This window comes from Acetatifactor aquisgranensis (assembly GCF_943193215.1).
Taxonomy (GTDB): Bacteria; Bacillota; Clostridia; order Lachnospirales; family Lachnospiraceae; genus Acetatifactor; species Acetatifactor aquisgranensis.
Genome location: NZ_CALPDH010000003.1, coordinates 42,499 through 67,207, shown reverse-complemented (window position 1 = coordinate 67,207; position 24,709 = coordinate 42,499). Strand labels below are relative to the sequence as shown.

Genomic DNA, 24,709 nt, shown 5'->3' with positions numbered 1-24,709 from the left:
GTCCTATCATAACATATCATCCCTGAAAAGGCAATTCGTACTTCTGCTTGTCCTCCACAGAGATATCTCTGCCCATCTGCACCTCTATGATTTTCAGCTCGCTGTCCGCCGACACAGTGTGCCTGCAGCCTGCCGGCATGGAAATCACGTCCCCGGGGGCCACGTTCCTCCAGACTCCGTCGATCACGGCCTTTCCCCTGCCGCTCATGACTGTCCAGACCTCATCTCTATGCTCATGGCTGTGGTAGTGGAGGGCATGTCCGGGCAGAAGCGCTATCTTGATGGTCAGGCTGTCCTCCTGCACGTCCAGGACCGTGAAGCTGCCCCAGGATTTCTCCACATACATGACCTGCTGTTCTATCTGTTCTACAAAAGGCTTGATATAGCTGCTCTGCTCCTTGTCGGAAATCAGGATGCCGTCATTGCTGGCGGCGATTACCATATCTTTGCAGCCCATGCAGAGGATGGGGATATTCAGTTCGTTCACCACATGGGTGTTCTCACAGGTCTCGTTCAGCATGACGCGGCCCAGGGCGTAATCGGCCATGGCCTCGGAAAAAGTGTTCCATGTTCCCAGGTCTTTCCACTGGCCCTCGTAGCGCAGCACCTGGATTTCCTTTTCCTGCTCTGCCACGGCTACGTCGAAGCTGATTTTCTTAATCTCTGAGTACCGGGCGTCTAAATCCCGGTAATCCGTGAAGTCCAGCAGTTCGCGGGCTTTCCGCAGCAGATAGCCCAGCCGGAACGCGAACACGCCGCCGTTCCAGAGGGCTCCCTGGGCAATGTACTTTTCCGCCGTGGCCGCGTCCGGTTTCTCCCGGAAAGTGTCCACGCCGCTTACCCGATTGGTGGATGCGGGGATGATATAGCCGTATTTCTCACTGGGATAGGTGGGGGCGATGCCCATCAGATAGAGGTTCGCGCCGCCTGCCGCCGCCATCCCGGCCATTTCTTTCAGGGCCTCGAAATAGGATGCCTCCACATAAGGGTCCACCGGGCACACCACTACGGATTCGTCTTCTCCCACTGCCTGCACGTCTCTCAGGTAACTGGCAGCAAGGCAGACTGCCGGAAAAGTGTCCCTGCGGCAGGGCTCCACGCAGACGCTCACTTTGTCTCCCAGCTGATTCTTAATCAGGCTCACCTGTTTCTTTCCTGTGGCTATGGTAATACGCGCTTGGGAATCCATTGCGGCAATCTGGCGGTAGACCCGTTCCAGCATAGACTCGAAGCCGCCGTTTTCGTCTGACAGCATACGGACGAACTGCTTGGAGCGGATGTCATTGGACAGGGGCCACAGGCGCTTGCCGCTGCCTCCTGACAGTAAGATAATGTTCATTATACCGTTTGCCTCCTATCTTCATTCTGTGTCTCCCAATTCTGTATCGCACAGCTCTAACGCCGCCGCTATTACTTTGTCCATGTCATAGTATTTGTAACCGCCCAGCCTGCCGCCGAAGATGACTTTTTTCTCACTCTCCGCCTTTGCCCTATACTGCTCGTACAGGGCATTGTTCCGCTCATCGTTCACTGGATAGTAGGGCTCGTCGCCTTTCTGCCACTCGCTGGAATATTCCCGGGAGATGATGGTGGTGGGCTGCTTGCCGAACTCGAAATGCTTGTGCTCGATGATTCGGGTGTAGGGGACTTCGCGCTCCGTGTAGTTCACCACGGCATTTCCCTGGTAGTTCTCCGTCTCCAGCTCCTCGGTCTCGAAACGGACGCTGCGGTATTGGAGGACGCCAAGCGCATAGTCATAGAACTGGTCAATCATGCCTGTGTAGATGATTTTGCCGGCCAGGGCGTCCAGCTCCTGCCGGTGCTCCAGATAGTCCACGTTCAGGCGCACCTCGGTGCCCTCCAGCAGCTTCTCCACCAGCTTTGTGTAGCCGCCTATGGGGATGCCCTGGAATCTGTCGTTGAAGTAATTGTTGTCGTAGGTGAAGCGCAGAGGCAGGCGCCTGATGATGAATGCGGGAAGGTCACGGCAGTCGCGGCCCCACTGCTTCTCAGTGTACCCCTTTATCAGCTTCTCGTATACGTCTCGGCCTACCAAAGAGAGGGCCTGTTCCTCCAAATTCCCGGGCTGCGTTATCCCCAAATCAGCAATCTGGGATTCGATGATGGCTTTCGCCTCGTCGGGCGTGGCGATTCCCCACATTTTGCTGAATGTGTTCATGTTGAAAGGCAGGTTGTAGAGCTCTTTTTTATAGCGGGCTATGGGGGAGTTGATATAGTTGTTGAATTCCGCGAACCGGCATACATAGTCCCAGATTCTCCTGTCTGAGGTATGGAAAATGTGGGCGCCGTAGCGGTGCACCTGGATGCCGTGAATCTCCTCGCAGTAGATATTACCGGCTATGTGGCTGCGGCGCTCTACTATGAGGCATTTCCTGCCTTTTTTCTTTGCCTCCTGGGCGAAGACCGCGCCGAAGAGGCCGGCGCCTACTATCAGATAGTCGTATTTCATTTAGGGGTGCCTCCTTTTAGGGGGATTTGTTTTTGGATGGTACTGGTTCGTCAGACTTTTTTCATTATAGCAGATTGTGAGAAGAATTCCAATACTTTCAGATTCGGCTTCCGGATTAGGCTTCTGGCTTGTAAAGCCGGGGGGGGCGGAGCAGTATAGTCTGCAGATACGAAAATGGCGGTCTAGCTAACGCTATTACCGCCCTTTCCGATTCCCCTTTTATACATACTATCATAAGACAATATTGACTTCTTGTAAAGAGAAAGTCATCGACAAATGTTGACAGAGAAGTTTTTGCAGCTGTAAGCCACCAACTCTTCCGGCATATGGCAGCAGCAAGTCCGCTCAATTCTCCTTGAAAGGCTGGGCGAGGATTTGACACACGTATGTGTGATTGAATCATAGAACGATTTGTAGAAGAAAGGAAGGGCCTGTACCAGCTGTGTTTTGCTTTTTATTGTATTTTTCCTTACGGCTTTCTTCAAACGCAATGAAATGCCTCTTTCTGTCCTTCTGTATTTTTGCATGCGAAGAGCTGTATTATTATGGACTTTGGTCTTGTTGTATAAAGAAAGCGGGGAAACATTAGTATGTTTTCCCTGCTTGGAAATCTATTCAGCAGCCTTATCATCTGTATCATACACAGTTCTTCCCCATTGACTGGTGTCATTGACACAACTGTCATATTCTTGCCTGCAGCGGACGGATGAACCTCTATTAGTCAAAAAGCTTTTTATACTTGTGCAGAATATAATCAATGTGGGCAAGGGAACTTTCTGGCTCTGCGAAGCCAATCACCTTTCCACACCATACCACATTCTGTACATCTGGTCCCTTCATAAGTCTCAATTGTACACCCACCTTCACTATCCTTTTGATGTATTTGAACAATACCTGCTATCGTATCATGTCTGATATTAGTCCCTTGCTCAGACTCAGAATCTATTGGATAAATTTTCCCATTTTCGTCCATAAACTGCTCATCATATAAAACAGCATCCATAAATGTGCCATATCCATCTTCTGCATAATCATATATCCAAAAGTTGCCGCCATCTACAGAATCTTCTGCCGCTTCAATAACTGCATTTTTCACATGATGTACTTTCGGATACGCCAAAGCTGTCAACGAATTCAGAAATACCAGAAATGCGAAAAAACATATCGCAATCGCTTTCTCTCGGGTTCTTATATTTTTCCTGTTTTTCATTAAGGCTATGCGTTTATCAATCTCATCATCCCCTCGCAAAGTACTGCTAAAAGGAACGTTCAAACTTTTATTACCCTTATTCCTGTTCAGCATATCTGTGTATACCTGACAGTCCTCCTCTGTGCACCCCTTTATCACTCTCTCATCACAAGCTGTCTCACATAAGTATCTAATTTCGTGTTCCAGCAGATATATTAATGGATTAAACCAATGAAGACAGCATACAAACTCTAACAATAATTTCACCCACAAATCCATCCCAACAATGTGAGTCACTTCATGCTTCAAAATCCAGTAAAGGTCTCCCTCTGCATATTCTTTCTGCAAGAAAATAACAGGCCTGACAGTACCAATCGTAAAAGTCTCATTATCCACTCGTGTCCATACTATCTCAGGCCTGTGTCTGTACCGAATCGTTTCTTGCAGACATTTCAACGTTTGCTCCAAATTCTTATCTTCACACTTTATGGCCAACGCATGGAGTGCATGACTTTTCCTCAAAGTTTTCACTAGTCGAGTCAGCATGAATAATACTGCAATGGCAAACCATGCCAATATTATCAACATTAATAGTCGATATTCTTTTGTTTGATAGAAATTCTCTTCCACCTCTATATTCGCAATATTAATTAACGCTTTTGCATCTGCAGCCACTTTTTGAGGCAAGAAAAAATTACTAATCCACTTATATATAGCCTTAATCCATCTCCATGGCACCACATACACTAACATTACTATCATCAGCGCTCTATACTTCACGCACTGTGTCATGGACTTCTCCAATAATTTCTTCCAGCACAGATATCCAATAAACAGGGCACTTCCGGCAAAGGTCATCAAAAATAAATATCCCATTTCTGCCTTCTCTATCTCTCCTCATGTATCCTAATGGAATTAGCGACCCCTCACTGCAGAAGCCGCTAATTCCCATTTTCTCTTATCTACCATATATCAAATCAAAGTTTCTGTACAAAAGCCATCTATTTTCTGATAGATACTATCCTTAAATCCTCTATTCCTTACTTTACATTAGCATGCGGGCATGTCGCATACTCATCTATAGCGCATAAATCGCCAAGCCATATTGTTTCGCAGTATAGACATTGCGTACTATGATATGTTTTGACCGTACATCCACCCTTACTATTCTTTACATGTGTTTGATAATACCCACTTACAATATTATGTCCAGGGCAAATCAATCTCGGACTAACCTCACTAACCGGCGTAATATTCCCCTCCATATCCACAAACTGCTCATCATAAAGGATAACCGCCCCATGCTCCGCGCACTCGCATCCCTCATCATGGGCATCCGCAGGAGCCGCAAACGCCGTAACGGACTCAGCCAGCATCATAAAAGCAGCAAGGCCTGCCACAACTGTTCTCTTCAAATTTCTCATTTTTCTTGTCTTCATAAGTAAATTCACCCTTTCTTATACAACTTCTCTTTCATGTTCCTGCTTACCGTCCGCCCGTCAGCCCTTCTCGCCCGGCAGACAGCATGTTCTTTCTCCGTACTTTGCTGTGACCCGTTGCCCCGGGACATCCTCCCTGGCAGGCGGCTTTCCTCGCGCCAATCCTATATGCCGCGCCGGCTATGCACGCCGTACTGACTACGCCCGGATTCCGCGCCGCCGCCATCAGCGGCTCCAGCATTTGAACGCCATCCACAAATTCCAACAGCATGGCCCTTCTAAAACCGAAGCATTTCGTTTCCCGCGATATCCTCCGGGCTTCCCGCCCAAAGCACAGAAGCCCGGCCATCGCGGTTCCCCTTTTATATGGCGGTATGGACAGCCTGACCCTAAGTTTTTCCTCTCGTGCCAAGCCGTCCCCCTTCGCTATTTCTTCTTCAGTTTCTTCATCAAGCCGTCCAGCAGGCTCTTGCTCTCGCTGTCGATTTCCTTGTTCCCTGTAAGGGCGGCAAAGAAATTCCCATACTCCCCGCCATAGAAATCGTCCAGCAGCTCCTGGGTCTGTACCTGAAGCAGTTCTTCCTCGGTCAGGGCCGCCTCCACATAGGCGCGCTTCCGGCTTACGATGCCTTTTTCCTCCAGACGGAACAGAAGAGTATTCAGGGTCTGTCTCTTCCATTTCTTCCCTCTCTCCTTCATCTCCTCCAGAAGCTCTCTGGTCTGCATCGGTTCGGTACGTCCCCACAGCACTTCCATGACTTCGCGTTCCGCTCCTGTAATCTTGTGATTAGCCTTCATGGTTCACTCACCTCCTTTTCTTGTACAATACCATGTTACTACATCAAAATAGTCCTGTCAAAACATTTTTGCCGCTTTCACATCTTCCGGCTTCACGATGTGCGGGCGCTGCGCTTGCGGAGTATCTCCTTTAAGCTGTTGTAAGCCACATCCAGCTCTCCGTTCCGAATCCTCAGCTGACGGTTCTCCCGCTCCAGATCGTCGTTTTCCACATACAGCTTCCTGACTTTCGTCTTCAGCCGGACAATCTCCTCGTCCTGCTGAGCCAATCTGGCACGTACATCCTCTCTCCTGTTGTTCGATAATGCTTTCAGTAATTTTGACAAAATGTTTTCCTCCTTTAAATTAGATTACAACTTTGTAATCATTTTGCACTATATTGTCCATTTTGTCAATCCCTAAAGCGAAAATAGTCAGGAATCGTCGAATTCTGTTCCGAAAAATACACGAATGCAAAAGTGGCGCCCTGCAAACCAAAGCCGCCACCCCTTTTTCCATCAGGTTTCCGCCCATACTCTCCAGCCGCCATATATAGTTGTTCCTATGACCGGATTTCATGCCATATCCCGGCCGGATTCGCTGTCGGCATTTGGGCAGTCTATTTCAGCAGCTCCTCATAGCTTGTCCCCAGCTCGTTCTTGATTCCGCGCAGCTGCTGCACATAAACATGCTGCACGCCTCGCTCAATCTTCACGAGGGATTCCCTGGTAATCGCGATTCCCCGCAAATCCAGCATACGGACGAGCTCTGTCTGCCCGATTCCCTTGGCAAGTCTGATTGCCCTGATGTTCTTCCCTATGTTTCCATTTTTGTCCTGTTTTATCTTCTGTATCAAAACTGCACCTCTGCTCTGAACCATTTCTGGTCCATTTTTTTCTTTTATTTTACCTCGAAAGCGCAATGCAATGGGACTCATTTTGGTCCTTTTGGGGCAAAAAAATGCCAGGAAACATAAAATTTTTATCGGTTCTTTTTAGGAAAAGTAAAAAAGATAAGAAAAAGGCGGTCATCTGCCGCCTTTGAATCGCAAGTGTCACTCAAACCGTACTGTTTCCAAAAGCTTCCGGATATCCTCTACGCTAAGCCACTCCGTATTTTTGCCTGAACTGTAAGAAAACCCCTCCGGCACCTTTTTGCCCGTGGGAACCGCACGCCGCCTCTCGTCCCAGACCATCTGAGGATATATGATGAAATGCTTGTCATATTCATAGGCATTCATGGAGTCTTCCGCTGTTATCATGATTTCATGCAGCTTCTCCCCCTCGCGTATTCCCACTTCCGGCATCCCGCACCCGGGCAGCATCGCCTGTGCCAGGTCCGTGACCTTGAAAGAGGGAATCTTTGATATGAATGTCTCGCCGCCCCTGGCCTCCCCAAAGGCCTTTATCACCAGCTCCACACCCTGCTGGAGACTAATCCAGAAACGGGTCATCCGGTAATCGGTAATCGGCAGCTTTGTGCCGCCGTTCTGGATGATGTCATGGAAGAAAGGAATGACCGATCCCCTGCTGCCTGCCACATTGCCGTAGCGCACGACGGAAAAACAGATATCCTGGCTTCCGGCGTAGGCATTGGCCGCGATGAACAGCTTGTCCGACACCAGCTTAGTCCCGCCGTACAGGTTCACCGGATTCACCGCCTTGTCCGTGGACAGGGCCACCACTTTCTTTACTCCTCTGTCCAGGGCCGCATCGATTACGTTCTGGGCGCCGTGTATATTGGTCTTGATGGCCTCAGCAGGATTGTACTCGCAGGCAGGCACCTGTTTCAGCGCCGCGGCATGCACCACGTAGTCCACTCCGTTAAAGGCCCTGGCGAGCCGCTCCTTATCGCGCACATCGCCGATGAAGAAACGCATCCTGGAGGCATATTCCTTGAACTGGTTCTGCATGATGAACTGCTTGTACTCATCCCGGGAGTAAATGATAATCTTCTTTGGTTCATAATGCTCCAGGACGTACTTAGTAAAGGCTTTTCCGAAACTCCCTGTTCCGCCCGTAATCAAAATCGATTTTTTATTCAGCATATCGTCCCCTTTGTCTATGGCATTTGTTGATTTTATTTCACTGCCATATTATACTATATCATTTCCCAAAAGGCAATGAATTATCGGACATTTTCCATATCTAATAGTTTTCTGGGGTTTTTGGCCTCCAATACATTCCGCTGCTTGGCCTTGTCCACATGGGTATAGATTTCTGTGGTGCGGATTGAGCTGTGGCCCAGCATTTCCTGGATGCAGCGGATATCCACATCCTGATTTACCAGATAGGTAGCGAAAGAATGCCGGAACATATGGGGCGTGATATGCATGGAAATGGATGCCGCGCCGGCGAGGCGGTTGATCATGTCCCGGACCGACTGGTCGGACAGGGGATGCCCGTATTTATTTAAGAAGAAGTACTCGCTCCTCCGGATTTCCGCCTGGAAAAGCGATTCGTATTCTGCCAATGCGCTGATGGTGGCTTTCTCTGTCAGCTGCAGGATTCGCTCCTTGTCCCCTTTTCCATGGATACGGATTTCTCCGTCGTACAGATTGACAGCCTCCCGCTTCAGCCCGCACAGCTCGGAAATCCGCAGGCCGGTGGCGAAAAGCAGCTCGATTACGGCGATGTCGCGCACAGCGCATTTTAGTTGATAGGGCGTATTCGCCTTTTCTTTCTGGGCGTACAGCTCCTGGTAGAAAGTATTCATGACATGATTAGGGATGTAGCGCGGAAGCCTCTGGGGCAGCCGAAAGGTCAAATCCAGACGGTACAGCGGATTCTCCGCTATTTCCTCCATATAGGTAAGATAATGATAAAAGGCGCGGATGCTGGCAATCTTCCGCCTTACGGTCCGGGGCGCTTTTTCGCTGTGCAGGAAGTCCACATAATTCCCTATGGACTCTTTTTTCAGGAAATCCCCATTCTGGCTTTCCACATACAGTCCGAAATCCCTCAAATCCGCCCGATAGGCCCGGATGGTCTTGGTGTCCAGACCTTTCCGTGCCTGGCAGTACTGCAGATACTCCTCGATTAGCTTTGTTAACGTACTCATTGTCTTTTCCTCCTTTGTAATTGGTAAGATTGTTTGACAATAGAGTCAAAAGCAAACTCTATTATCAAAATACCATTATATAATATGGTTGGCGTTTGGGATAAGTCCCTGGAGGGAAAGAAGTCCGAAAAACTACTTGCACAATAAAAACGGGCATGCTACCATTATATCCATAAACAGCATCCCGCGATTATTTGTTCCGGCAGGAAAAGGAGATTGGCGCTTTGGCAAGACGCTTACCCTGAGTATGCTGGATATTGCTTCTCCATCGAACACGCCGGCCAAACGCCAGTTCTGATAATCTGGCAGGGAAACTGATTCGCGAGGGGTGTCCCGCGGTAAAGATGGTGATGGAGAATCTGCTTCAGGGGAAGGCTTATCAAACGGCGCTCGATGAGCAGGTTATGTTCAGCCAGCCGGGCCGCAGGGAAAGGGGTGGTGATTATTGTATAATACAGAACAGGCAAAGATAAATATGCCTCGAAACAGAAAGGATAACAATGCATGAACATTACCGTTGTAGGGACTGGTTACGTAGGCCTGTCACTGGCAGTTTTGCTGGCACAGAAGAACGCTGTCACAGCAGTAGATATTGTCCCCGAAAAAGTAAAATTAATTAACGAAAAATGCTCTCCCATCAAAGATAAAAAATTAGAAGAATACCTAAAAGAAAAAAAGCTAAATCTGACGGCTACCGCACAGGCATCAGAAGCGTACCGCAACGCAGATATCATCATCGTGGCAGCGCCCACAAATTACGATAGCAAAAGCAGTTATTTTGATACCTCCGCAGTGGAAAGTGTGGTAACGGCTGCTCTTGAAGCCAATAAACGAGCAACAATCGTAATAAAGTCTACTATTCCGGTAGGATATACTTCACAGCTGAACAAGCAAATGCAAACAGACCGTATCCTGTTCAGCCCCGAATTCCTGAGGGAAACAAAAGCATTGTACGATAATCTGTATCCCTCCAGAATCATCGTAGGATATGACACCTCAAACGATGTCGCAAGGAAACGAGCTGAGACCTTTGCCTCATTGCTCTCTGAATCAGCATTAAGAGAAAATGTCCCTGTTCTTTTAATCGGTTCTACAGAAGCAGAAGCCGTAAAGCTGTTCGCCAACACCTATCTTGCGCTTCGAGTGAGCTTTTTCAATGAGCTGGATACTTATGCAGAGGTAAAAGGACTGGATACGAAACAGATTATAGAGGGCATCTGTCTGGATCCAAGGATTGGTAACCATTACAATAATCCTTCCTTTGGCTATGGCGGTTATTGTCTGCCCAAGGACACCAAGCAATTGCTGGCCAACTTCCGTGATGTTCCAGAAAACCTGATTCAGGCCATTGTAGAGTCCAACCGCACCAGAAAAGAATTCATAGCGGATCAGGTGCTGAAAAAGGCCGGTTACTACTCTTATTCGGACAAATTGGACTACGATAAATCCTATGAAAAAACTATAACGGTCGGCGTCTATCGCCTGGCCATGAAGAGCAACAGCGACAATTTCCGCCAGAGCTCTATACAGGGCGTCATGAAACGCATCAAGGGAAAGGGGGCTAACATCATCATCTACGAGCCCTCGCTTGAAAATGGAAGCACTTTTTTCGGAAGTCCGGTCGTAAATGATTTAGAGCGGTTCTTTCAGGAATCAGACTGCATTGTCGCAAATCGCTATGATGCCTGTCTGGACGGCGTATCCTATAAGGTGTATACGCGTGATTTGTTCAAAAGAGATTAAACTGTATAACATTTGTCAAAGGATACACCTGTCTTCCATTCCTGTCAGAAATGACGGATAGTTGCATGGTATCGCATTATGCAAAGCGCTCCCTTGCCAGTATAATCACAGCCCCTGAACAGGATGGGCTCAGGAGGATGGGGATGTTCCCTGGAAATATCCTCGCCGGAATAGTACGTCATGCATTCTCTGATCGGCTATCCTATTCACTTTATTGTATCTTTTGGTGAGGGAACATGACCGAAGGCTGGTGATGAACATCGGCAGCTCTTCCGGCTCTAAATATTTTTCCGCAATTTTTTCTACAGTATTTTCGTCAAGCCGGAACATATGTTCTGGCTTGTTTTCGATTGCCTCATCCACTATCCGGCCATATTCTTCTGACAGTCCCGCCAACTTGGACATTCCCTTGTCATTGAGCAGGATTTCTGTACTGTTCAGCCATAAATGCGGCGCGATTATTTCCATGTCTTCCTTTCTGATTTCCTCATTGCTTAACAGCATACGGTGAATCACCGGGCATCTTTTATCTAACTTAGAAGATATAGACAGAACTTCCGCAAGCCGGCATTCCTGCTTCGCCTGATTTAAATGCGAGTAGCGAAAAATGATAAAGCAAAATTCCCCCTCCGGAAGTGTCAGGATACAGTTCACCGATTGTACAGAAGGACATAAGACCACATGCCCGCTGTATGTTTTGTAATCCGGTTTCCCATCCGAATCCAGCTTTTTTGTATCAATTTTCAATATCGCCTTGCACCGCCTGCCATCCGGCTTAATGTCAAGCGTCCCGGATATCAGAGATTCCAGTATATTATCTGAGGCATTCTCGGAAGACACTGTTGAATGATAGTAGCAATGGTATGTCTGCATATACTTTTCCAGCAGCGGAGATGCAGGATTTTCTATAAATATTTCACTTCCCTGCCAATCTGGCTCAGGCTCCCGGGCAACAGCAGCATCATTTAATGCCTCTCTGTAGGTCTCCCGGAATTTCTCAACATTTTCATCCGGATTGAACTTTTCGCTTACCAAGTTGTCCAGAGAGAGCTTAAATACATAGCAGCAGGAAACCAAAAAAGCAATATTTACTCTGCCTACCTTCCCATTCATAAATCTTGTAAAGGTAGACCTGTGAAACGATTTTTCTCCGCTGTTTTCCAGAAACTCGCAAAAACGAGAAAGCACCAAACCATGCCGCTGCATAAGCAGTCTTATATTCTTTCGGATAGTTTTAGTAATCTCTTCCTCCGCTTTCTTAATTTCGTCCATCTCAAATTCCCCTCATGTTCTTATGTACAAGTTCATGCTGCCAGTTGACTATAGGATTATAGTACAGCATTTCATGTCGAATGGCAAGCAAAATGTGCAGATTATGGAACTTATGTGCAGGTTGCATAAATATCGAAAAAAACGCGAACATGCTATTGCACATATAGATGCACATACTGTCCTTAGCCGATATACGTCATAAGAGGCGGGCGGCCCGGAAGAAAGCCGCTGAGCCGAAAGGAGCGTTGATTGGTATGAGAAAAACTTCTGAAAATGCATATCTGAGGCAGTGCAGGAAAGGACGGCTGAAGTTCTGGACCAGGCTTTACCTGTATCATCGCGGCAGACATGATGCCAGGAAAAATGTTGTCCGCGCAGATGAGCATGGGGTATATTCATCTCCCTATATCTATCAGGAAATACAAGCCTATAGGCTGGCGCTTCAGACCGAAAAAGCGCGCCTATGCGATTCCACCACGTCTGCCAGAACCGGTATAAGCGTCTTGCAGCTACAGATTCAGCAGTCTGCTGCGGCGTTGACCAGACAAAATCCCCTGCCCACGGATTATGAAAAAAACAGCGCAGAACAGACTATCGCTATTCTTGAAACCAGGAAGCAGGAACTGTCATCCTACATAAATGCAGAGGAGGAGTTGGAAAGTCTGCGTAGCGAACAGTTAAGCAGTGTATTGAGGGCTAAAATCGCCGCTTACTGGAATGGGGTGCTCCACGGATGCGGAGACCGCCTCCAAATACCACCCATTATCGCAATCGACCATTTGATTCATTAGCGAGGTGAACATACTATGAAGCGAACTCATAATTCCAACAAGTCTGTCCGGAACATTTCATGCAGTGCGGCCAACATCACTCAGATGAATCTCAGAGCAGTCATAGAAAGCGCCGGCCGCTTCGAGGAAAGCATCGAGAAAAAAATGCAGCAGTTCGAACGGCAAGGACTTTCAGCCAGCGCCTGCACCGAATATTTCGGCAGCACAATCGAAAAATATACCGCAAAGCTTTTGCGCCAGTTAGAGACAGCGCACAACGACAATGCATACATCATCAAGCAGTACTTTCATAGGAGAGCCTTTGAAAAAGTCAGGCTGGAGAATCTTTTGAGGAGGCTGGACGAGGAAATCGTTGAGACCACTTTAGAGTACAATACACTCAAGCAGTTGGTGGACAAATCGGATCCGCTCAAAAACGCGATGGTGCTGTGCGAAAACCGGCACGAGGAGGACGAAAATGAGTAAACTGTTAAACTTAAAGGCAGATGGCACATTCAATGTGTCTGTAGAGGAGCATTTATTCGATAATATCCGCAAGGCACATACCTGGTATACAAGTAAGTTCACGTCATTTCCCGCATTGGTATTATTGGCCCTAATCGATATCATCGGCTTCAAGCAAATCATTGACCTGACAGTCGTTGAAAGCAACGCGAACCGCTTTGCAATCACGGCCTCCCTTGCTATCGCGTTCGACCTCGCATCGCTATATCTTGGCTATGCGCTCTGCCTGAAATGTTATCATCTGGGCAGGCTTATCCACAACTGGGCGCTGGCTTTTTCGCTTACAGCCTGTGGCCTGGGCATCATTGCCAATGCTGTCTTCCGCATTCTGACAATGAATGTTGCTTATGTCGATTCCAAAACCGGCGAAGAGACCGGCCTGGCAATAACGATATTTATGTGTGTTTCACCGATCATCACAAGCCTGGTGAGCATAACCATCGGATGTCTCACATTGAATCCATTACATTTCGAATTACTACAGCGTTCTAAAAAAATAGCCAAGCTCCAGCTCCGCAAATCACAGGTCATGGCCTGTCTGGAGGAATTTAAGGACGAGAAAACATTGGAGGACAGTCTGGCGAAAGAGGAAACGGCCTGTTATGAGAATGTTCAAAAAGAAATATACGCCCTGCGGACAGCGTTAAAGACATTTACCGTCATACAGACCTCAAGTATATATACAACGAAGAAAAAATAAACTTATGGAGGAACTGCCATGAAATCTGTCAAACTTACAGTCCTTATGCTTATACTTGGATTTACCCTGTCCGGCACGGCCGGCTGCGGACAGCAGGAATCGGAAGAGGTTACGCCCATCGCCCTGGTTCTTCTGGTTGGCAGTCATGCAAACAGTGCGCATTTTGATGTTTCATTAAGTGCCGACATTGAGGAAGCCTATTCCTCATTCGGAAATGCATGCATCATTGTGGCAGACGGCCACCCAGCCCTTTTAGCTGATGAAAGCGAAACCGGCATTTTGGGGTGCTACGATATAGACTATATAACCAATTCCAAAAATGTTTATACGAAAAATGAGACTCCATGGAAAAGGGATTTCCTCCAGCCGCAGACTGACAAATTTCTGGAAGCATTAGATGCATGTACCGCTGACGACCCGGAAACGGATCTGCTGGAGGCCTTTCACGCTGCGGAAAAGGCATTAAATACACTGGAAATTTCTACGGGAACAGCTGTAAGAAAAGAAATCATCATTCTGGACACAGGCCTAAGCACAAGCGGTTGTGTAAACTTCCTTGCCCGAGAATACCTTGAGCTGTTAAATTCCAGCCAGCTGTCAGAAGGGGGAACTGACTCATGCGCAATGTTGTCCGATATGCTGGACAATCTGGAGCGCCAGGCGGAATTACCGAATTTGAATGGCGTACATGTAACCTGGTATGGCTTGGGGCAGGTCAGCGAGCCACAGGAGCAGCTCAGCAAACTGGCAGTGCAGAACCTACAGTGCATCTGGGGCGAATTGCTGATCAGGGCAGGTGCACTTTCATCAGACAAAGCAAGCTCAGATGAAAAATATGGCATGTTTCTACAAACCAGCTCCCATGGATCCATAGAAAGCACACAGTATGTCACCCCTGTGCAATGGAATCTTGATGATGATGCCAAGGATTCCGAGGACACTGTAGATGCCGATAGCCACACAGCAGAATCGCCTTTGCCCCCTGAACTTACAGAAAAGCAGATATTCTTTTATCCCAATTCAGCTGAGCCTCTTCTCTCTGAGGAAGAACTGGAATCATCCCTGGAAGTGTATATATCCCATTTCCAGTCCTACCCGGATGACAGGGTCCTTCTGGTGGGGGCTACCTCCAGCTGGAATGACGGATCGATATCCCTGTCTGCTGAAAGGGCTCAGAAAGTAAAGCATATACTGGTGAAAGCGGGTGTACCGGAGAACTGCATCGATATCATTGGAATTGGCTATGACCCAGATTTCTGTATGGATGATTCGCCGAATGGGACATTTGAGGAAAGTATTGCCTGGGAGAATCGCTGTGTTGCCATTCTGTCCTATACGTCTTCTAAAGCTCAGGACGTTCTGGCTAGGGCAAGGACGAGGAGCGGGTGATCTGGGTTATTGCCCCAAGAACTTGAATATTCCTGTGTGGTATTTTTCCTCACAAAGAGTATTCAACCATTCCGTATAATCTGTATTATTTAACGTCAACTGATTAAGCGAAAATCGCCATTTTAGCGGTGCTCAGAAATCTTAAAAAAATGAGTTGAGAGAGAATTTTGAGAGCAAAAAAGCTTAAAATAGCACCTTGATTTATATGAAAGCATTAAAGCGGCAAAATAATTATGGTATGATACAAAACATAATCTGGCACTTAGGGTAGCTTTTTCAATGAATTGGACACGTACGCAGAAGTAAAAGGATTGGACACAAAGCAGATTATAGAGGGCATTTGTCTGGATTCCAGGATTGGCAACCATTACAACACCCCCTCCTTTGGATACGGCGGCTACTGTCTGCCCAAGGACACCACTATAGGCGGATTTATCACCGCAGTCCTTTTCTGTGGTTTCAGGATATTTTTTGCACTTTTACCTTACATTTTTTCTTATGACATGCAATTCCATACCTGATAATAGTGTTCATCCCATCCTCCCGAAGCCTTGTATCATAGCCCGTCTGCTCTATCTGTGCGAGGGCCTTCGCACATTCCTCCTCCAGCTTTCCCTCTTCCGCATATTTGACCTCTATCACAATGCCGATGCTATCCTCTTCCAACTCCACCAGAATGTCGCTGTATCCGTCTCCGGATTCCGCATTGGATATCACGGCCCAGTCTTCCCGGTGACTTAACAGCCCCAGCAATATGCCATGATAAAAGTTCTCTTTCCGGCTCTTCTTCACGGCGGTATCCCGTATGCTGATGGTCCTGCGCAGATAGGCGCCAAGTTGTGCCTCTATTCCGGCGGCATCCGCTTTTGGGAAAGCATTACAAAAGGCATCCAGTTTAGGAGAATCCTTTCTGGCATCCTCTTGGAACCATTCCATGACCTGTTCCTCGAAAATCTGCCTGATTTCCAGGTTGGGAATGACCAGTCGGTATATGTCGGCGCCTTCCGCTCCACGCTGAGTCAGGTAACCGGTAGTGAAGAGCACACTCCAAAGGTTTTCTATATTTGTGTAAATCTCACGATAAGTCAGCTCCTGATGGATGCGATGAGTGACTGACTCCCCGGCAAGCATAATCTCCAACTCCCTTTTCGTACTGGAGGTAGCCATCCGAATGAACCGTCTGACTATATCGTTGCCGCTGGTATTGATCCAATAGGCGCGAGGGAGGGCCTCTGGTTCTGCCAGCAGCAGATCCACATAGTTTATGACATCCCATGGGCAGTAGATGCCTGTATTTCCAAAACGGTATCCGTCATACCATTTCCTTATTATATCTAATCTGGCTTCAAGATTATAGTATTTCAACAGTTGCCTTATGTCCTCATCTGTGAAGCCGAACCGGTCAGCAAAGCGGGCATCTGTCACGGAAAATACCTTCAGGTTGTTCAAACCTGTGAAGATGCTCTCTCTTGCGATGCGCAAGCATCCTGTCAATACGGCAAAATGCAAGCTGTCATTGGTCTTCAGGGCTTGCCCGAACAGCCCTCGAATCAGGCTGACCATCTCGTCATAGTAACCGTACTGCTGGGCCTTGTCCAGGGGCACATCATACTCGTCAATCAGGAGGATAACTTTCTGTCCATAGTGTCTGTATAGCAGCCTGCATAAGGTTCGCAAGGCATCCATAAGCGCGTCGTCTGGCATGGAAAACTGCCTCTGGCTGTCTGAATCGATAGAAATCAATTTCCGATAACGCTCTTTCTCTTCGGCTGATAATATTGCACTCTCCAAAAGAAACTGGAAATGCATGGCTTCGTCCCCAATAATGGAGCGCAACATGTTCTTCGCCCTTTCATAGTCCCTTGCCTCCACACCTTTCAGGGTAATCGAGATTACGGGGAATTTCCCCATGTATTGTTCACAGTATACCCTCTCCCTGCCAATCTCCAGTCCCTCAAAAAGCTCCACCTTGCAGCCATATTCAAAAAAATACTGCAACATGTTCATATTCAAGGACTTGCCAAAACGCCTGGGACGAGTGAAGAGATTCACTTCGCCCCAGTTATCCAACAGTTCCTTTATCAACCCTGTCTTGTCCACATAATAGAAGCCCTCTGTCCGGATTTTTTCAAAATTCTCAATCCCTATGGGCAGTTTTACTTTTTTCTCCATTCCTGCTATCACCTATCTGATATGGCATTGCTTTTTTGTTTAAATGAATAATACCATAATTATCCTCTTCTCTCAATATATTTATGCCTTACTGAAGTTATTTTTGTAGTTGGGATTTCCTTAATATCACCAGTTTACAATTTCAAAAATAAAGATACAAACCCATGTTCTTTATTGTATAATTAGAGCGTCAAACAAAAACCATACGAAAAGAGATGAGTTTGTATCTACCGCTTATTATACATGAAAAATTCTGTCCTGGACAGGCTGAAATCGTATTTTAATGAATATTTTTCGGATGAAAGGTTACTTTTCACGGGGCGAGGAAATAAGACACGATAACAGGGGGCTCTTATGAGCCCCTTCTCCTACCTTTCACGCAGGCAGTGCTGTATTAGAAGGTTCTATATTTTCTGGTTTTGGCTTGGCCGGCCTTGGCCTTTTGAAGATCTCCTTTATGGACTGATAAAGGTTGTTCTTGTCATCCGTTGCGAGATGGTCGATCACACTCAGGCATTCGCAGAAATATTCCAGATGCCGGAAGCTCCTCAGCGAGATTGCCTGGTTTATCTTCCCCTTCAGTATCCGGGCCTTCCGTTCACAGAGGTTGTTATCGGGATCCACAAGGGGATTGGACAGGAACAGGAGGTGGTTATGCTTATATTCCACCATCCGTAGGTACAGGTTGTACCCGTCCCTGTAATAGTCCGACGGAGGGGAGTCCTCATATTCCTTCGCTGCTGTCTGCACGATGGAATCGTACCGTGCCTCGAATCCGGCGATCTTCTCCTCTGCTATCCCCTCCGCCGGGGCCATGTTGTTCTCGTGTATCATCTCCTGTATCAGCTTCAGCATCTGCCCGTTCCAGGTGAGGCTCTTTTCATTCTCTATGCTGTCCTTCAGATAGCGTCCTATATGCACCATGCACTCCTGATGGTCGGAGCCATAGCTGTAGAAGCATGCTTCATGGTCATGGATCAGGATCCCGCCAAAAGCCTCCACTGGCGTATCCTTGATTCCGGCATGCCCTTTGTGCTCCCTTGCGAAATACATGGTCGCCGCGCCATTGCTGCATACGACCACATTGTTGTTGGTCCCGTTGACCCTTGCCGCTGTGCCGTCCACATGCATCACCGGCGCGTCAAGGAGCGCCACGAACAGCCTGTCCTGTTCCTGCCTGCCCTTCGCTGAGAACCCGCGGCACAGCCCGCTTATCATCCCGACGGAAGGCGAGAGCGCCCCGTCCGTCACGGACGGACTGCGCCGTCTTCTCCAGGAACTCTTTTTGTTCCTTGGACACGTTGCACCTGCTGTTGAGGAGGAAAAGGACTGCTTTCATGGAGGCGTCATGATTCACGTCATCCATCACCCCGCATGGGAATGCGGAATGCACGTTCCTTCCCTTCTTTTTGTCATAGAATTCCGCTGTGCGGTATTCAGTGACCACCGGGACGATCGAGATCCCTATCGCCTGCCTGGAGATGATGTTACCGGTGGGGACATATCTTGAGCTGTCCTTGAACTTTTCTTCCGCCGCTATCTCCACGACACGGTCCGGTTCCATCGGCTTGCGCGGATGGTGGGGATGCCCTGCCTGGGCGCCCGGTCTCCTGCCGGTCTTTTCCCTGTTGTTCACGATCTTCTTGCGGCCGATGCATTTGGAGGAGGGCATGGAGGAGTTCTCATAATCATGGTTCACCTGCGCCGTGAGCTTCACGATGAGGCCCTGTGCCTCCTCCAGCTTCACCGCAGCCTCATAATAATCGGAAAGCGCCTTCTTCCTTTTTTCGTCCAGTTCGCAGTTCCGGTTCTTCAGGCTCGCCACTATGTCCAGGAGCTCCGCGATAGCCTTTTTCAGCCTTTCTATTTCCTTTTCATACTCTTTCCGGACATCCTCCAGCACGTCCATCCACTGCTTCGTGATCTTCTTGCGGGAGAAAGAGAATCCGTCCCGCTCCTTCTGCAGCTTCTTGATGGCGATGTCCTTCTCCCGGATAATCCCTTCGTAATCCGCGCGCAGCTTCTGGTAGGCCTCCTCTGACCGGAAACTGGCAAGCTCCCGGCGGGCGGCCTGCAGCTGATAGGATAATGAAGTTGTCAGAAAGTATTCCCTGTCGTTCATGCGGCCTGCCCCTCCCTGCCTTTACTTCCCTTCTCCGCGGAATGCTTCTGCAAACAGCGCCAGTGCCTGGGCCTGCTCCTCGATCAGGAGCTCCTGGGCCTTGAGCTGTTCCTTGCACACATCCAGCTGTTCCTCCTGGATTCGGATGTACCGGTCCTGTTCCCGGATGCGCCTTGCTTCAGGACTCTCATGTTTCATCTACTGTCCCTCCATGGGGCTACTATAGCAGAAAACGGGAGAAAAAGCGAATGTGGATAACCTTCTGCTTTGGTAAAGTAAACGGTAGATAGTAGGTACCTATACAAAATTGGAGCAAACCTGTATGATAGAAACAGATTTGCTCCAGTCTTATTTCACCTCATCCTTACCGAGCTTCCGGCACTTCGCAGGGAGGTTCGGTGACCAGGGGAGCAGGTCATCCAGAAAGCTGCGGTCAGTATCGTCCAAATGCTTCGGTATCTCGGTAAGAAGGTGTTCAAAGTAATCGTATGGATTCAGGCCGTTTGCCTTTGCGGTCTCTGCAATGCTGTAGATGATCGCGCTGGACTTCGCACCGGCAACTGTATCGATCATAACCCAGTTCTTCTTTCCGATACAGAATCCACGGATCGACTGCTCCGCAGCTTATCTTCATATGTGAATAAGCTGCGGAGCAATCAAAATGAAATAATTATGAGAGAATACTCTGTTTGCTTTTAGAGGTATTCTCTCATATTTTTTTGCGGAATTCTAGGTACGTGTTATCTACCGTTTACGCCCTTGAAGCCATCCTGCAGGAAAGCGTAGACGTCTGCCGCACTATGGATGCTATTATCATAAACTAAAGCGTCTGCAGACTTTGATAGCCATCTTTAAAAAAGAAAGAACAATTCTGCAGAATTGTTTTGGGATTCACGCACTCCAACATGATCCCTCCCTGCTTGTCTTTAGAATAGGAGATTGTCGGATGTTCTTTTTCTGGCATGTAATCTTCCAGGAAATCGATTTCCTGAAGAGCTCGTTGAATTTCTGCACTGAGTTTCCTATATTTTTCTTCAAAATAACCATATCTCTCAATACAATTTCTATATGTATCTGTCAAAATACTGTCATTCACATACTTGCGGAATTTTATACTAAAGTATTCATTTTGACGCACTGTGTAGACATCTTTATATACATTGCCAAATCCGTTACTCCAATCTGCCAAAAACCATGCCTCTATTTCCGGTGCCGCATAAAAAAAGATGACAGGGATATCGGGGCGTATTTTATTCAAACGCTCTATGACCCTATTTTTAAAGCATTTCCAGCTATCCTCATCGATAATGCCTGTGCCGTCTTCCTGCACCGAAAGGAATCGTCCATCCTTGTCGTCCTCTATCAGAATAGCTTCATAGCCTTCCTCTTCAAATCGCTTTTTCCCTATAAATTCAGCCGCAAAGTCAATTAGTTTTTCTCCAGTCATTCCGTTTTGCTCTTTTAAAATTTGATGTTTATGCCTATCTTTGATAGCTCCTTTACTTTTTCTTGGTCCAATGGGACACAGCTGGATGTATTCAACTCCGTCATTTATTTTCCGCATAAACGACTTCATAGCGTTCAATTCTGTATAGCCTGCGGTAAAAAAACAGGCTACCCGCTTCTTTTCACTCACTGAGGCCACCCTCCAATCATCGGATCTCCTATGCGGTACAAATCGCCAAGCGTCCATTCCCCTAGCTCTGGCCTCATTTCTTCTATATCCAGCTTGCGCAGCGGAATTCTGCTAAGCGGGTCAAAGACAAATATCCCTACCTCGCCCAAAAGGAATCCATCTGTAAACTCATCCAAAAAATCTGGCGAATGCGTGCTGATAAAGCACTGTTTAAAGCTTTGGCAACGCAATATCTCCTTTGCCAGCAATTTCTGCCATGCCGGATGGAGATTCATTTCCGGTTCGTCTATGGCGAGCATCGAAATGCCATTATGCTCTGGAAGATTCAGCATCAGCAATAGCAGTAGCAGATGAATCGTACCGTCGCTAAGCTCCGATAAAGGGAAATAATATCCGTTCATTTTCAGTTCCATCCATATTTTCCCCCCGGCCTCGGGCACACGGATGTCTTCACAGGAATTTACAAGCTTTTTCAGCACAGATAAATACTTATCCCTGAATCCCGGATCCATATTCATCGTATTCACAAAGGCATTGACAAAGTTTGAGCCGTCCTTTTTCAGATAACTGCCGTCAGCCTGTTCATCCTGCATTTCACGGATGGCCGCAATATTAAATGCCGTGCAGGAATAGGAGAAAAAGCTGCGGAAGTATATGCGCATGGCTTCAAGCACATTGCGTATCTCATCGCGCACAAACGGCGTACTGAACAACTCTTTCTTCTCAAAGAAAAGATTGTCCATCTGCAGCAGCACCGATTCATATTTGTTGACATCTGTATACAACCGTTTATTCTTTGCCCCTGTCATTCCTGCCGTTGAAAAGGCTCCGATTCCCGATTTAGGAGAATGGCACCGGAAAAAATTATATGGCACAAGAGCGCCCTCCCGCGCCTCAGAGCTGTCTAAGGATTCCTCCGCAATATAGTTTTCCTCTCTTTTTTTGCCAACATTCGCACAGAGCGTGTAAACAACCGAACGCCCTTTCAGCAGCTCAAGATTCCAGACAAATCGAAACGATGAGTCATGGGCATGCCTGTCTACAGCAGTATTCCATCCGTTTCGCTTCAATTCTGACAAAAATCCTGTTGTCTCCGCTTTCGGATTGCTCACCATATTAGCCGCAAAAGACAATGCCCTGATAAAATTGCTCTTTCCTGCATTGTTCGCACCAATCAGTATATTTATCTTTGCAAATTCCAAATCTTCGCAAAAGACATTCCGAAAATTTTTACATGAAAAACTACGAATCATATGATTTGCTCTCCATATTCTTTGACCAGTTTTTGGCTCTGCTTGTATAGTTTAACATAATTCTGTTCTGGTTAGCAACATTATTTTCGCTCAAACTTCAATAAGCCTTTTGGCTATGTCTTGAAAAATCTGCTATAATAAATGGGGGATTCCCTATGATACCAAAGCAGAGGTGGCTTATGATACAGATTTGCCAGAAAGATAAGGAAAAGGTTTACGAAGCGATACGCACAGGAAAAATAGATGCAGCGGAAATGTCATTTCCCAACCTGATAGATGACATCATCCTTACGATGAAAAGACGGGGGATTACAGATTCCCTCGCCCAGGCCATGCCGGACAAGCGCAGGGATAACAGCCATATCCTTTTCGGCATCCTGCTGTGCCTTGCTGTTGCAGCCAAGCCCAAACAAGACCAGCTTGACGGATGTCCCTTTCGCAGTGACGGAGGCGGAGCTGCTGGCTGAACTGGGCTGGAACCTCTGGGATAATGAACGGGATGTGGATGAGGGGCTTTTTTCGGAGGGCGTGATGCGTAAGCTCCTTGCGAAATACAGCAGTGGGGAATGGGTCTCTTGGACTGTATTATAAACTTATTTTTTCTCTTCCTTAAAAGTCCATACCTTATTGATTACAAAATTTAAAGGGACACTGATAATCAGATTAATCAGCGGCGCAACATACTTGGAAATATGGAATACCGTTATCCATAACCAGGACAGGATATTGTTTAGAAGAATGCCGGTAAATCCATAGGCAGCATAAGCCTTCAGCAGAGCCTTCCACAGGCTGCGGCTCTGTCCTTCCTTCTGTACGAAAACCAAACGGTTATTCCAGTAGAAAGACCAGAGCACACTGAGCAGAAAGGCTACTATATTGCCGGCAATGTAGTCCCAGGGTAGGCTATAGGAGCGTAGCAGAAACAGAACAAAAATATTGATTAGATAACTGATGACGGTATTGGATACGCCCACTATGCCGAACAGGATAAACTGGGTGATATTCTCCAGGGTGCGGTCGTTGATGTCTTTTTTTAAAAGCTTACCGGTATTACGTATTATCATTTTTGTTAAAACATTCATCATATGTTCGGGCTCCGTTGTCTGTATTAAATGTTGACATAATTGGGGGCGAAAAATTCCCTAATCTGCCTGCTCATACATTCCGGAATGTCTCCATTATCAAAGTAAACCAAAGACCATTCAATGATTTTTTCCATTGCAGTCTCCACATTCCATCTGGGATGCCATCCCAGTGTGCGCTTCAGCTTAGAGCAATCCAATTTCAGGAAATTTGCCTCATGTGGACCGCCATCATATTGATTGACCCACTTGATGGAATCACCGGACATCTCGTTCCATTTTTTACAGAATAAAGTCACCAAATCCCCTGTGGTCCAGCAGTCCGTCTCATCCGGTCCTACATTGTAGCTTCCAGCATAGCCGGCATCTTCATACTGAGCCTTCGCAATCATCAGATATGCTGCTATCGGCTCCAGAACATGCTCATAAGGGCGCGTTGAAGCCGGATTTCTTACTATAATGTCCTGCTTCTTTTTTGCGGCGCGGATGCAGTCGGGGATAATTCTGTCAGCGGCAAAGTCTCCGCCTCCAATTACGTTTCCGGCCCTGGCCGTTGAGATGGCAACACCACTGCCGGAGAAGAAAGAATTTTTGTAGCTTCCGGTCACCAGCTCAGAACAGGATTTGGAATTGGAATAAGGGTCGTATCCATTTAATTCTTCATTTTCCCGATAACCCCATTCCCATTCCCGGTTCAGGTATACCTTATCTGTTGTAACATTAAGGAAAGACTTTACGGACGGAGTGCAGCGAACACATTCCAGAATGTTCACGGTTCCCATAACATTGGTTTCATAGGTATATACCGGATCTTTGTAAGACTCCCTTACAATGGGCTGGGCAGCCATGTGGATGACAATTTCTGGTTGGGCATCTGCGAAAACAGCTTTCAGATGGGCCAGATCGCGGACATCACCTATAACAGAATGAATCTTCTGTGTCATATGGCATAGATTAAACAGACTGGGATTGGCGGGCGGATCCAACGCATATCCTGTTACTTGGGCACCGGCCATCAGGAGAATCTGGCACATCCAGGAACCTTTAAAGCCGGTGTGGCCGGTAATTAATATTTTTTTCTTATTGTAAAACTTCATATCCAACATCGTT

At 47.2% G+C, this 24,709-nt stretch carries 25 protein-coding genes and 2 pseudogenes; 7 read left to right on the top strand and 20 right to left on the bottom strand.

Features of this window, described 5'->3' with window-relative positions; genetic code table 11:
• Positions 1-16 precede the first annotated feature (16 nt).
• The 10 genes from NFS35_RS03355 to NFS35_RS03310 form a co-directional block, all read right to left on the bottom strand.
• Entirely contained in the window at positions 17-1,339 is a 1,323-nt protein-coding gene (locus NFS35_RS03355) for a sugar phosphate nucleotidyltransferase (protein ID WP_251205732.1), read from the bottom strand.
• Between the two features lie 21 nt (positions 1,340-1,360).
• A complete protein-coding gene (gene glf / locus NFS35_RS03350; RefSeq protein WP_251205731.1) occupies positions 1,361-2,470 on the bottom strand; it encodes a UDP-galactopyranose mutase in 1,110 nt (369 codons plus the stop codon).
• Positions 2,471-3,224: 754 nt separating this feature from the next.
• Positions 3,225-4,535 (bottom strand): M56 family metallopeptidase, encoded by a 1,311-nt coding sequence (locus tag NFS35_RS03345; RefSeq protein ID WP_251205730.1) that lies wholly within the window; start codon positions 4,533-4,535, stop codon positions 3,225-3,227.
• A gap of 164 nt (positions 4,536-4,699) precedes the next feature.
• Entirely contained in the window at positions 4,700-5,098 is a 399-nt protein-coding gene (locus NFS35_RS03340) for a hypothetical protein (RefSeq protein WP_251205729.1), read from the bottom strand.
• Between the two features lie 46 nt (positions 5,099-5,144).
• Positions 5,145-5,510: a hypothetical protein gene (locus NFS35_RS03335; protein WP_251205728.1), complete on the bottom strand. Its 366-nt coding sequence runs from the start codon at positions 5,508-5,510 to the stop codon at positions 5,145-5,147.
• Positions 5,511-5,524: 14 nt separating this feature from the next.
• The gene (locus NFS35_RS03330) at positions 5,525-5,896 is read right to left on the bottom strand and encodes a BlaI/MecI/CopY family transcriptional regulator (RefSeq protein ID WP_251205727.1); all 372 of its coding nucleotides are present in this window, start codon (positions 5,894-5,896) and stop codon (positions 5,525-5,527) included.
• Positions 5,897-5,988: 92 nt separating this feature from the next.
• Positions 5,989-6,222 (bottom strand): hypothetical protein, encoded by a 234-nt coding sequence (locus NFS35_RS03325; RefSeq protein WP_251205726.1) that lies wholly within the window; start codon positions 6,220-6,222, stop codon positions 5,989-5,991.
• A gap of 272 nt (positions 6,223-6,494) precedes the next feature.
• On the bottom strand, positions 6,495-6,728 hold the full coding sequence (locus NFS35_RS03320; RefSeq protein WP_251205928.1) for a helix-turn-helix domain-containing protein: 234 nt from the start codon (positions 6,726-6,728) through the stop codon (positions 6,495-6,497).
• Positions 6,729-6,929: 201 nt separating this feature from the next.
• The gene (gene pseB / locus NFS35_RS03315) at positions 6,930-7,922 is read right to left on the bottom strand and encodes a UDP-N-acetylglucosamine 4,6-dehydratase (inverting) (protein ID WP_251205725.1); all 993 of its coding nucleotides are present in this window, start codon (positions 7,920-7,922) and stop codon (positions 6,930-6,932) included.
• 80 nt (positions 7,923-8,002) lie between these two features.
• Positions 8,003-8,935 carry a tyrosine-type recombinase/integrase gene (locus tag NFS35_RS03310; RefSeq protein ID WP_251205724.1) on the bottom strand — a complete coding sequence of 311 codons (933 nt, stop codon included), beginning with the start codon at positions 8,933-8,935 and terminating at the stop codon, positions 8,003-8,005.
• 504 nt (positions 8,936-9,439) lie between these two features.
• Here NFS35_RS03310 and NFS35_RS03305 point away from each other — a divergent pair.
• Positions 9,440-10,678, top strand: coding sequence for a nucleotide sugar dehydrogenase (locus tag NFS35_RS03305; protein WP_251205723.1), 1,239 nt, complete (start codon positions 9,440-9,442; stop codon positions 10,676-10,678).
• A gap of 129 nt (positions 10,679-10,807) precedes the next feature.
• Here the strand turns inward: NFS35_RS03305 and NFS35_RS03300 are convergent, their stop codons facing one another.
• Positions 10,808-11,950, bottom strand: coding sequence for a hypothetical protein (locus tag NFS35_RS03300; RefSeq protein WP_251205722.1), 1,143 nt, complete (start codon positions 11,948-11,950; stop codon positions 10,808-10,810).
• 254 nt (positions 11,951-12,204) lie between these two features.
• Here NFS35_RS03300 and NFS35_RS03295 point away from each other — a divergent pair, with 254 nt between their 5' ends.
• The 5 genes and pseudogenes from NFS35_RS03295 to NFS35_RS03275 all read left to right on the top strand — a co-directional run.
• Positions 12,205-12,741, top strand: a complete 537-nt coding sequence (locus NFS35_RS03295; protein WP_251205721.1) for a hypothetical protein — start codon at positions 12,205-12,207, stop codon at positions 12,739-12,741.
• A 15-nt stretch (positions 12,742-12,756) separates the two neighbouring features.
• Complete coding sequence (locus NFS35_RS03290) at positions 12,757-13,206, top strand: hypothetical protein (protein WP_251205720.1); 450 nt, start codon at positions 12,757-12,759, stop codon at positions 13,204-13,206.
• Positions 13,199-13,945 (top strand): hypothetical protein, encoded by a 747-nt coding sequence (locus NFS35_RS03285; RefSeq protein WP_251205719.1) that lies wholly within the window; start codon positions 13,199-13,201, stop codon positions 13,943-13,945. Before NFS35_RS03290 ends, NFS35_RS03285 begins: the two co-directional genes overlap by 8 nt.
• Before the next feature lie 18 nt (positions 13,946-13,963).
• A complete protein-coding gene (locus NFS35_RS03280; protein ID WP_251205718.1) occupies positions 13,964-15,334 on the top strand; it encodes an OmpA family protein in 1,371 nt (456 codons plus the stop codon).
• A gap of 269 nt (positions 15,335-15,603) precedes the next feature.
• Positions 15,604-15,753: pseudogene (locus tag NFS35_RS03275) on the top strand (UDP-glucose 6-dehydrogenase); the annotation flags it as partial.
• A 40-nt stretch (positions 15,754-15,793) separates the two neighbouring features.
• Here NFS35_RS03275 and NFS35_RS03270 read toward each other — a convergent pair.
• The 7 genes and pseudogenes from NFS35_RS03270 to NFS35_RS03240 form a co-directional block, all read right to left on the bottom strand.
• Entirely contained in the window at positions 15,794-17,506 is a 1,713-nt protein-coding gene (locus NFS35_RS03270) for an AAA family ATPase (protein WP_251205717.1), read from the bottom strand.
• Positions 17,507-17,881: 375 nt separating this feature from the next.
• Positions 17,882-18,661, bottom strand: coding sequence for an IS66 family transposase (locus NFS35_RS03265; protein WP_330639985.1), 780 nt, complete (start codon positions 18,659-18,661; stop codon positions 17,882-17,884).
• A complete protein-coding gene (locus NFS35_RS03260; RefSeq protein ID WP_251205716.1) occupies positions 18,648-19,628 on the bottom strand; it encodes a hypothetical protein in 981 nt (326 codons plus the stop codon). Before NFS35_RS03260 ends, NFS35_RS03265 begins: the two co-directional genes overlap by 14 nt.
• A 21-nt stretch (positions 19,629-19,649) precedes the next feature.
• A complete protein-coding gene (locus NFS35_RS03255) occupies positions 19,650-19,826 on the bottom strand; it encodes a hypothetical protein (RefSeq protein ID WP_251205715.1) in 177 nt (58 codons plus the stop codon).
• 150 nt (positions 19,827-19,976) lie between these two features.
• Positions 19,977-20,252: pseudogene (locus NFS35_RS03250) on the bottom strand (transposase domain-containing protein); the annotation flags it as partial.
• A gap of 196 nt (positions 20,253-20,448) precedes the next feature.
• Complete coding sequence (locus NFS35_RS03245; RefSeq protein ID WP_251205714.1) at positions 20,449-21,264, bottom strand: hypothetical protein; 816 nt, start codon at positions 21,262-21,264, stop codon at positions 20,449-20,451.
• Positions 21,261-22,517 carry an AAA family ATPase gene (locus NFS35_RS03240; RefSeq protein WP_251205713.1) on the bottom strand — a complete coding sequence of 419 codons (1,257 nt, stop codon included), beginning with the start codon at positions 22,515-22,517 and terminating at the stop codon, positions 21,261-21,263. Before NFS35_RS03240 ends, NFS35_RS03245 begins: the two co-directional genes overlap by 4 nt.
• A 155-nt stretch (positions 22,518-22,672) precedes the next feature.
• Between NFS35_RS03240 and NFS35_RS03235 the strand changes: the two genes are divergently transcribed.
• Positions 22,673-22,984, top strand: a complete 312-nt coding sequence (locus tag NFS35_RS03235; RefSeq protein ID WP_251205712.1) for a hypothetical protein — start codon at positions 22,673-22,675, stop codon at positions 22,982-22,984.
• A 126-nt stretch (positions 22,985-23,110) separates the two neighbouring features.
• Here the strand turns inward: NFS35_RS03235 and NFS35_RS03230 are convergent, their stop codons facing one another.
• Complete coding sequence (locus tag NFS35_RS03230) at positions 23,111-23,602, bottom strand: GtrA family protein (RefSeq protein WP_251205711.1); 492 nt, start codon at positions 23,600-23,602, stop codon at positions 23,111-23,113.
• Between the two features lie 23 nt (positions 23,603-23,625).
• The gene (gene rfbG, locus NFS35_RS03225; protein ID WP_251205710.1) at positions 23,626-24,705 is read right to left on the bottom strand and encodes a CDP-glucose 4,6-dehydratase; all 1,080 of its coding nucleotides are present in this window, start codon (positions 24,703-24,705) and stop codon (positions 23,626-23,628) included.
• Between the last annotated feature and the right edge of the window lie 4 nt (positions 24,706-24,709).

Excerpts from the sequence above, each read along its gene's own strand:
- pseB (WP_251205725.1), bottom strand. The coding sequence starts at position 7,922 with ATGCTGAATAAAAAATCGATTTTGATTACGGGCGGAACAGGGAGTTTC.
- glf (WP_251205731.1), bottom strand. The coding sequence starts at position 2,470 with ATGAAATACGACTATCTGATAGTAGGCGCCGGCCTCTTCGGCGCGGTC.
- NFS35_RS03260 (WP_251205716.1), bottom strand. The coding sequence starts at position 19,628 with ATGAACGACAGGGAATACTTTCTGACAACTTCATTATCCTATCAGCTG.
- NFS35_RS03235 (WP_251205712.1), top strand. The coding sequence starts at position 22,673 with ATGATACCAAAGCAGAGGTGGCTTATGATACAGATTTGCCAGAAAGAT.
- NFS35_RS03270 (WP_251205717.1), bottom strand. The coding sequence starts at position 17,506 with ATGGAGAAAAAAGTAAAACTGCCCATAGGGATTGAGAATTTTGAAAAA.
- NFS35_RS03355 (WP_251205732.1), bottom strand. The coding sequence starts at position 1,339 with ATGAACATTATCTTACTGTCAGGAGGCAGCGGCAAGCGCCTGTGGCCC.
- NFS35_RS03300 (WP_251205722.1), bottom strand. The coding sequence starts at position 11,950 with ATGGACGAAATTAAGAAAGCGGAGGAAGAGATTACTAAAACTATCCGA.
- NFS35_RS03295 (WP_251205721.1), top strand. The coding sequence starts at position 12,205 with ATGAGAAAAACTTCTGAAAATGCATATCTGAGGCAGTGCAGGAAAGGA.
- NFS35_RS03310 (WP_251205724.1), bottom strand. The coding sequence starts at position 8,935 with ATGAGTACGTTAACAAAGCTAATCGAGGAGTATCTGCAGTACTGCCAG.
- NFS35_RS03330 (WP_251205727.1), bottom strand. The coding sequence starts at position 5,896 with ATGAAGGCTAATCACAAGATTACAGGAGCGGAACGCGAAGTCATGGAA.
- rfbG (WP_251205710.1), bottom strand. The coding sequence starts at position 24,705 with ATGTTGGATATGAAGTTTTACAATAAGAAAAAAATATTAATTACCGGC.
- NFS35_RS03255 (WP_251205715.1), bottom strand. The coding sequence starts at position 19,826 with ATGAAACATGAGAGTCCTGAAGCAAGGCGCATCCGGGAACAGGACCGG.
- NFS35_RS03340 (WP_251205729.1), bottom strand. The coding sequence starts at position 5,098 with ATGAAGACAAGAAAAATGAGAAATTTGAAGAGAACAGTTGTGGCAGGC.
- NFS35_RS03285 (WP_251205719.1), top strand. The coding sequence starts at position 13,199 with ATGAGTAAACTGTTAAACTTAAAGGCAGATGGCACATTCAATGTGTCT.
- NFS35_RS03345 (WP_251205730.1), bottom strand. The coding sequence starts at position 4,535 with ATGGGATATTTATTTTTGATGACCTTTGCCGGAAGTGCCCTGTTTATT.
- NFS35_RS03290 (WP_251205720.1), top strand. The coding sequence starts at position 12,757 with ATGAAGCGAACTCATAATTCCAACAAGTCTGTCCGGAACATTTCATGC.
- NFS35_RS03280 (WP_251205718.1), top strand. The coding sequence starts at position 13,964 with ATGAAATCTGTCAAACTTACAGTCCTTATGCTTATACTTGGATTTACC.
- NFS35_RS03305 (WP_251205723.1), top strand. The coding sequence starts at position 9,440 with ATGAACATTACCGTTGTAGGGACTGGTTACGTAGGCCTGTCACTGGCA.
- NFS35_RS03240 (WP_251205713.1), bottom strand. The coding sequence starts at position 22,517 with ATGATTCGTAGTTTTTCATGTAAAAATTTTCGGAATGTCTTTTGCGAA.
- NFS35_RS03230 (WP_251205711.1), bottom strand. The coding sequence starts at position 23,602 with ATGATGAATGTTTTAACAAAAATGATAATACGTAATACCGGTAAGCTT.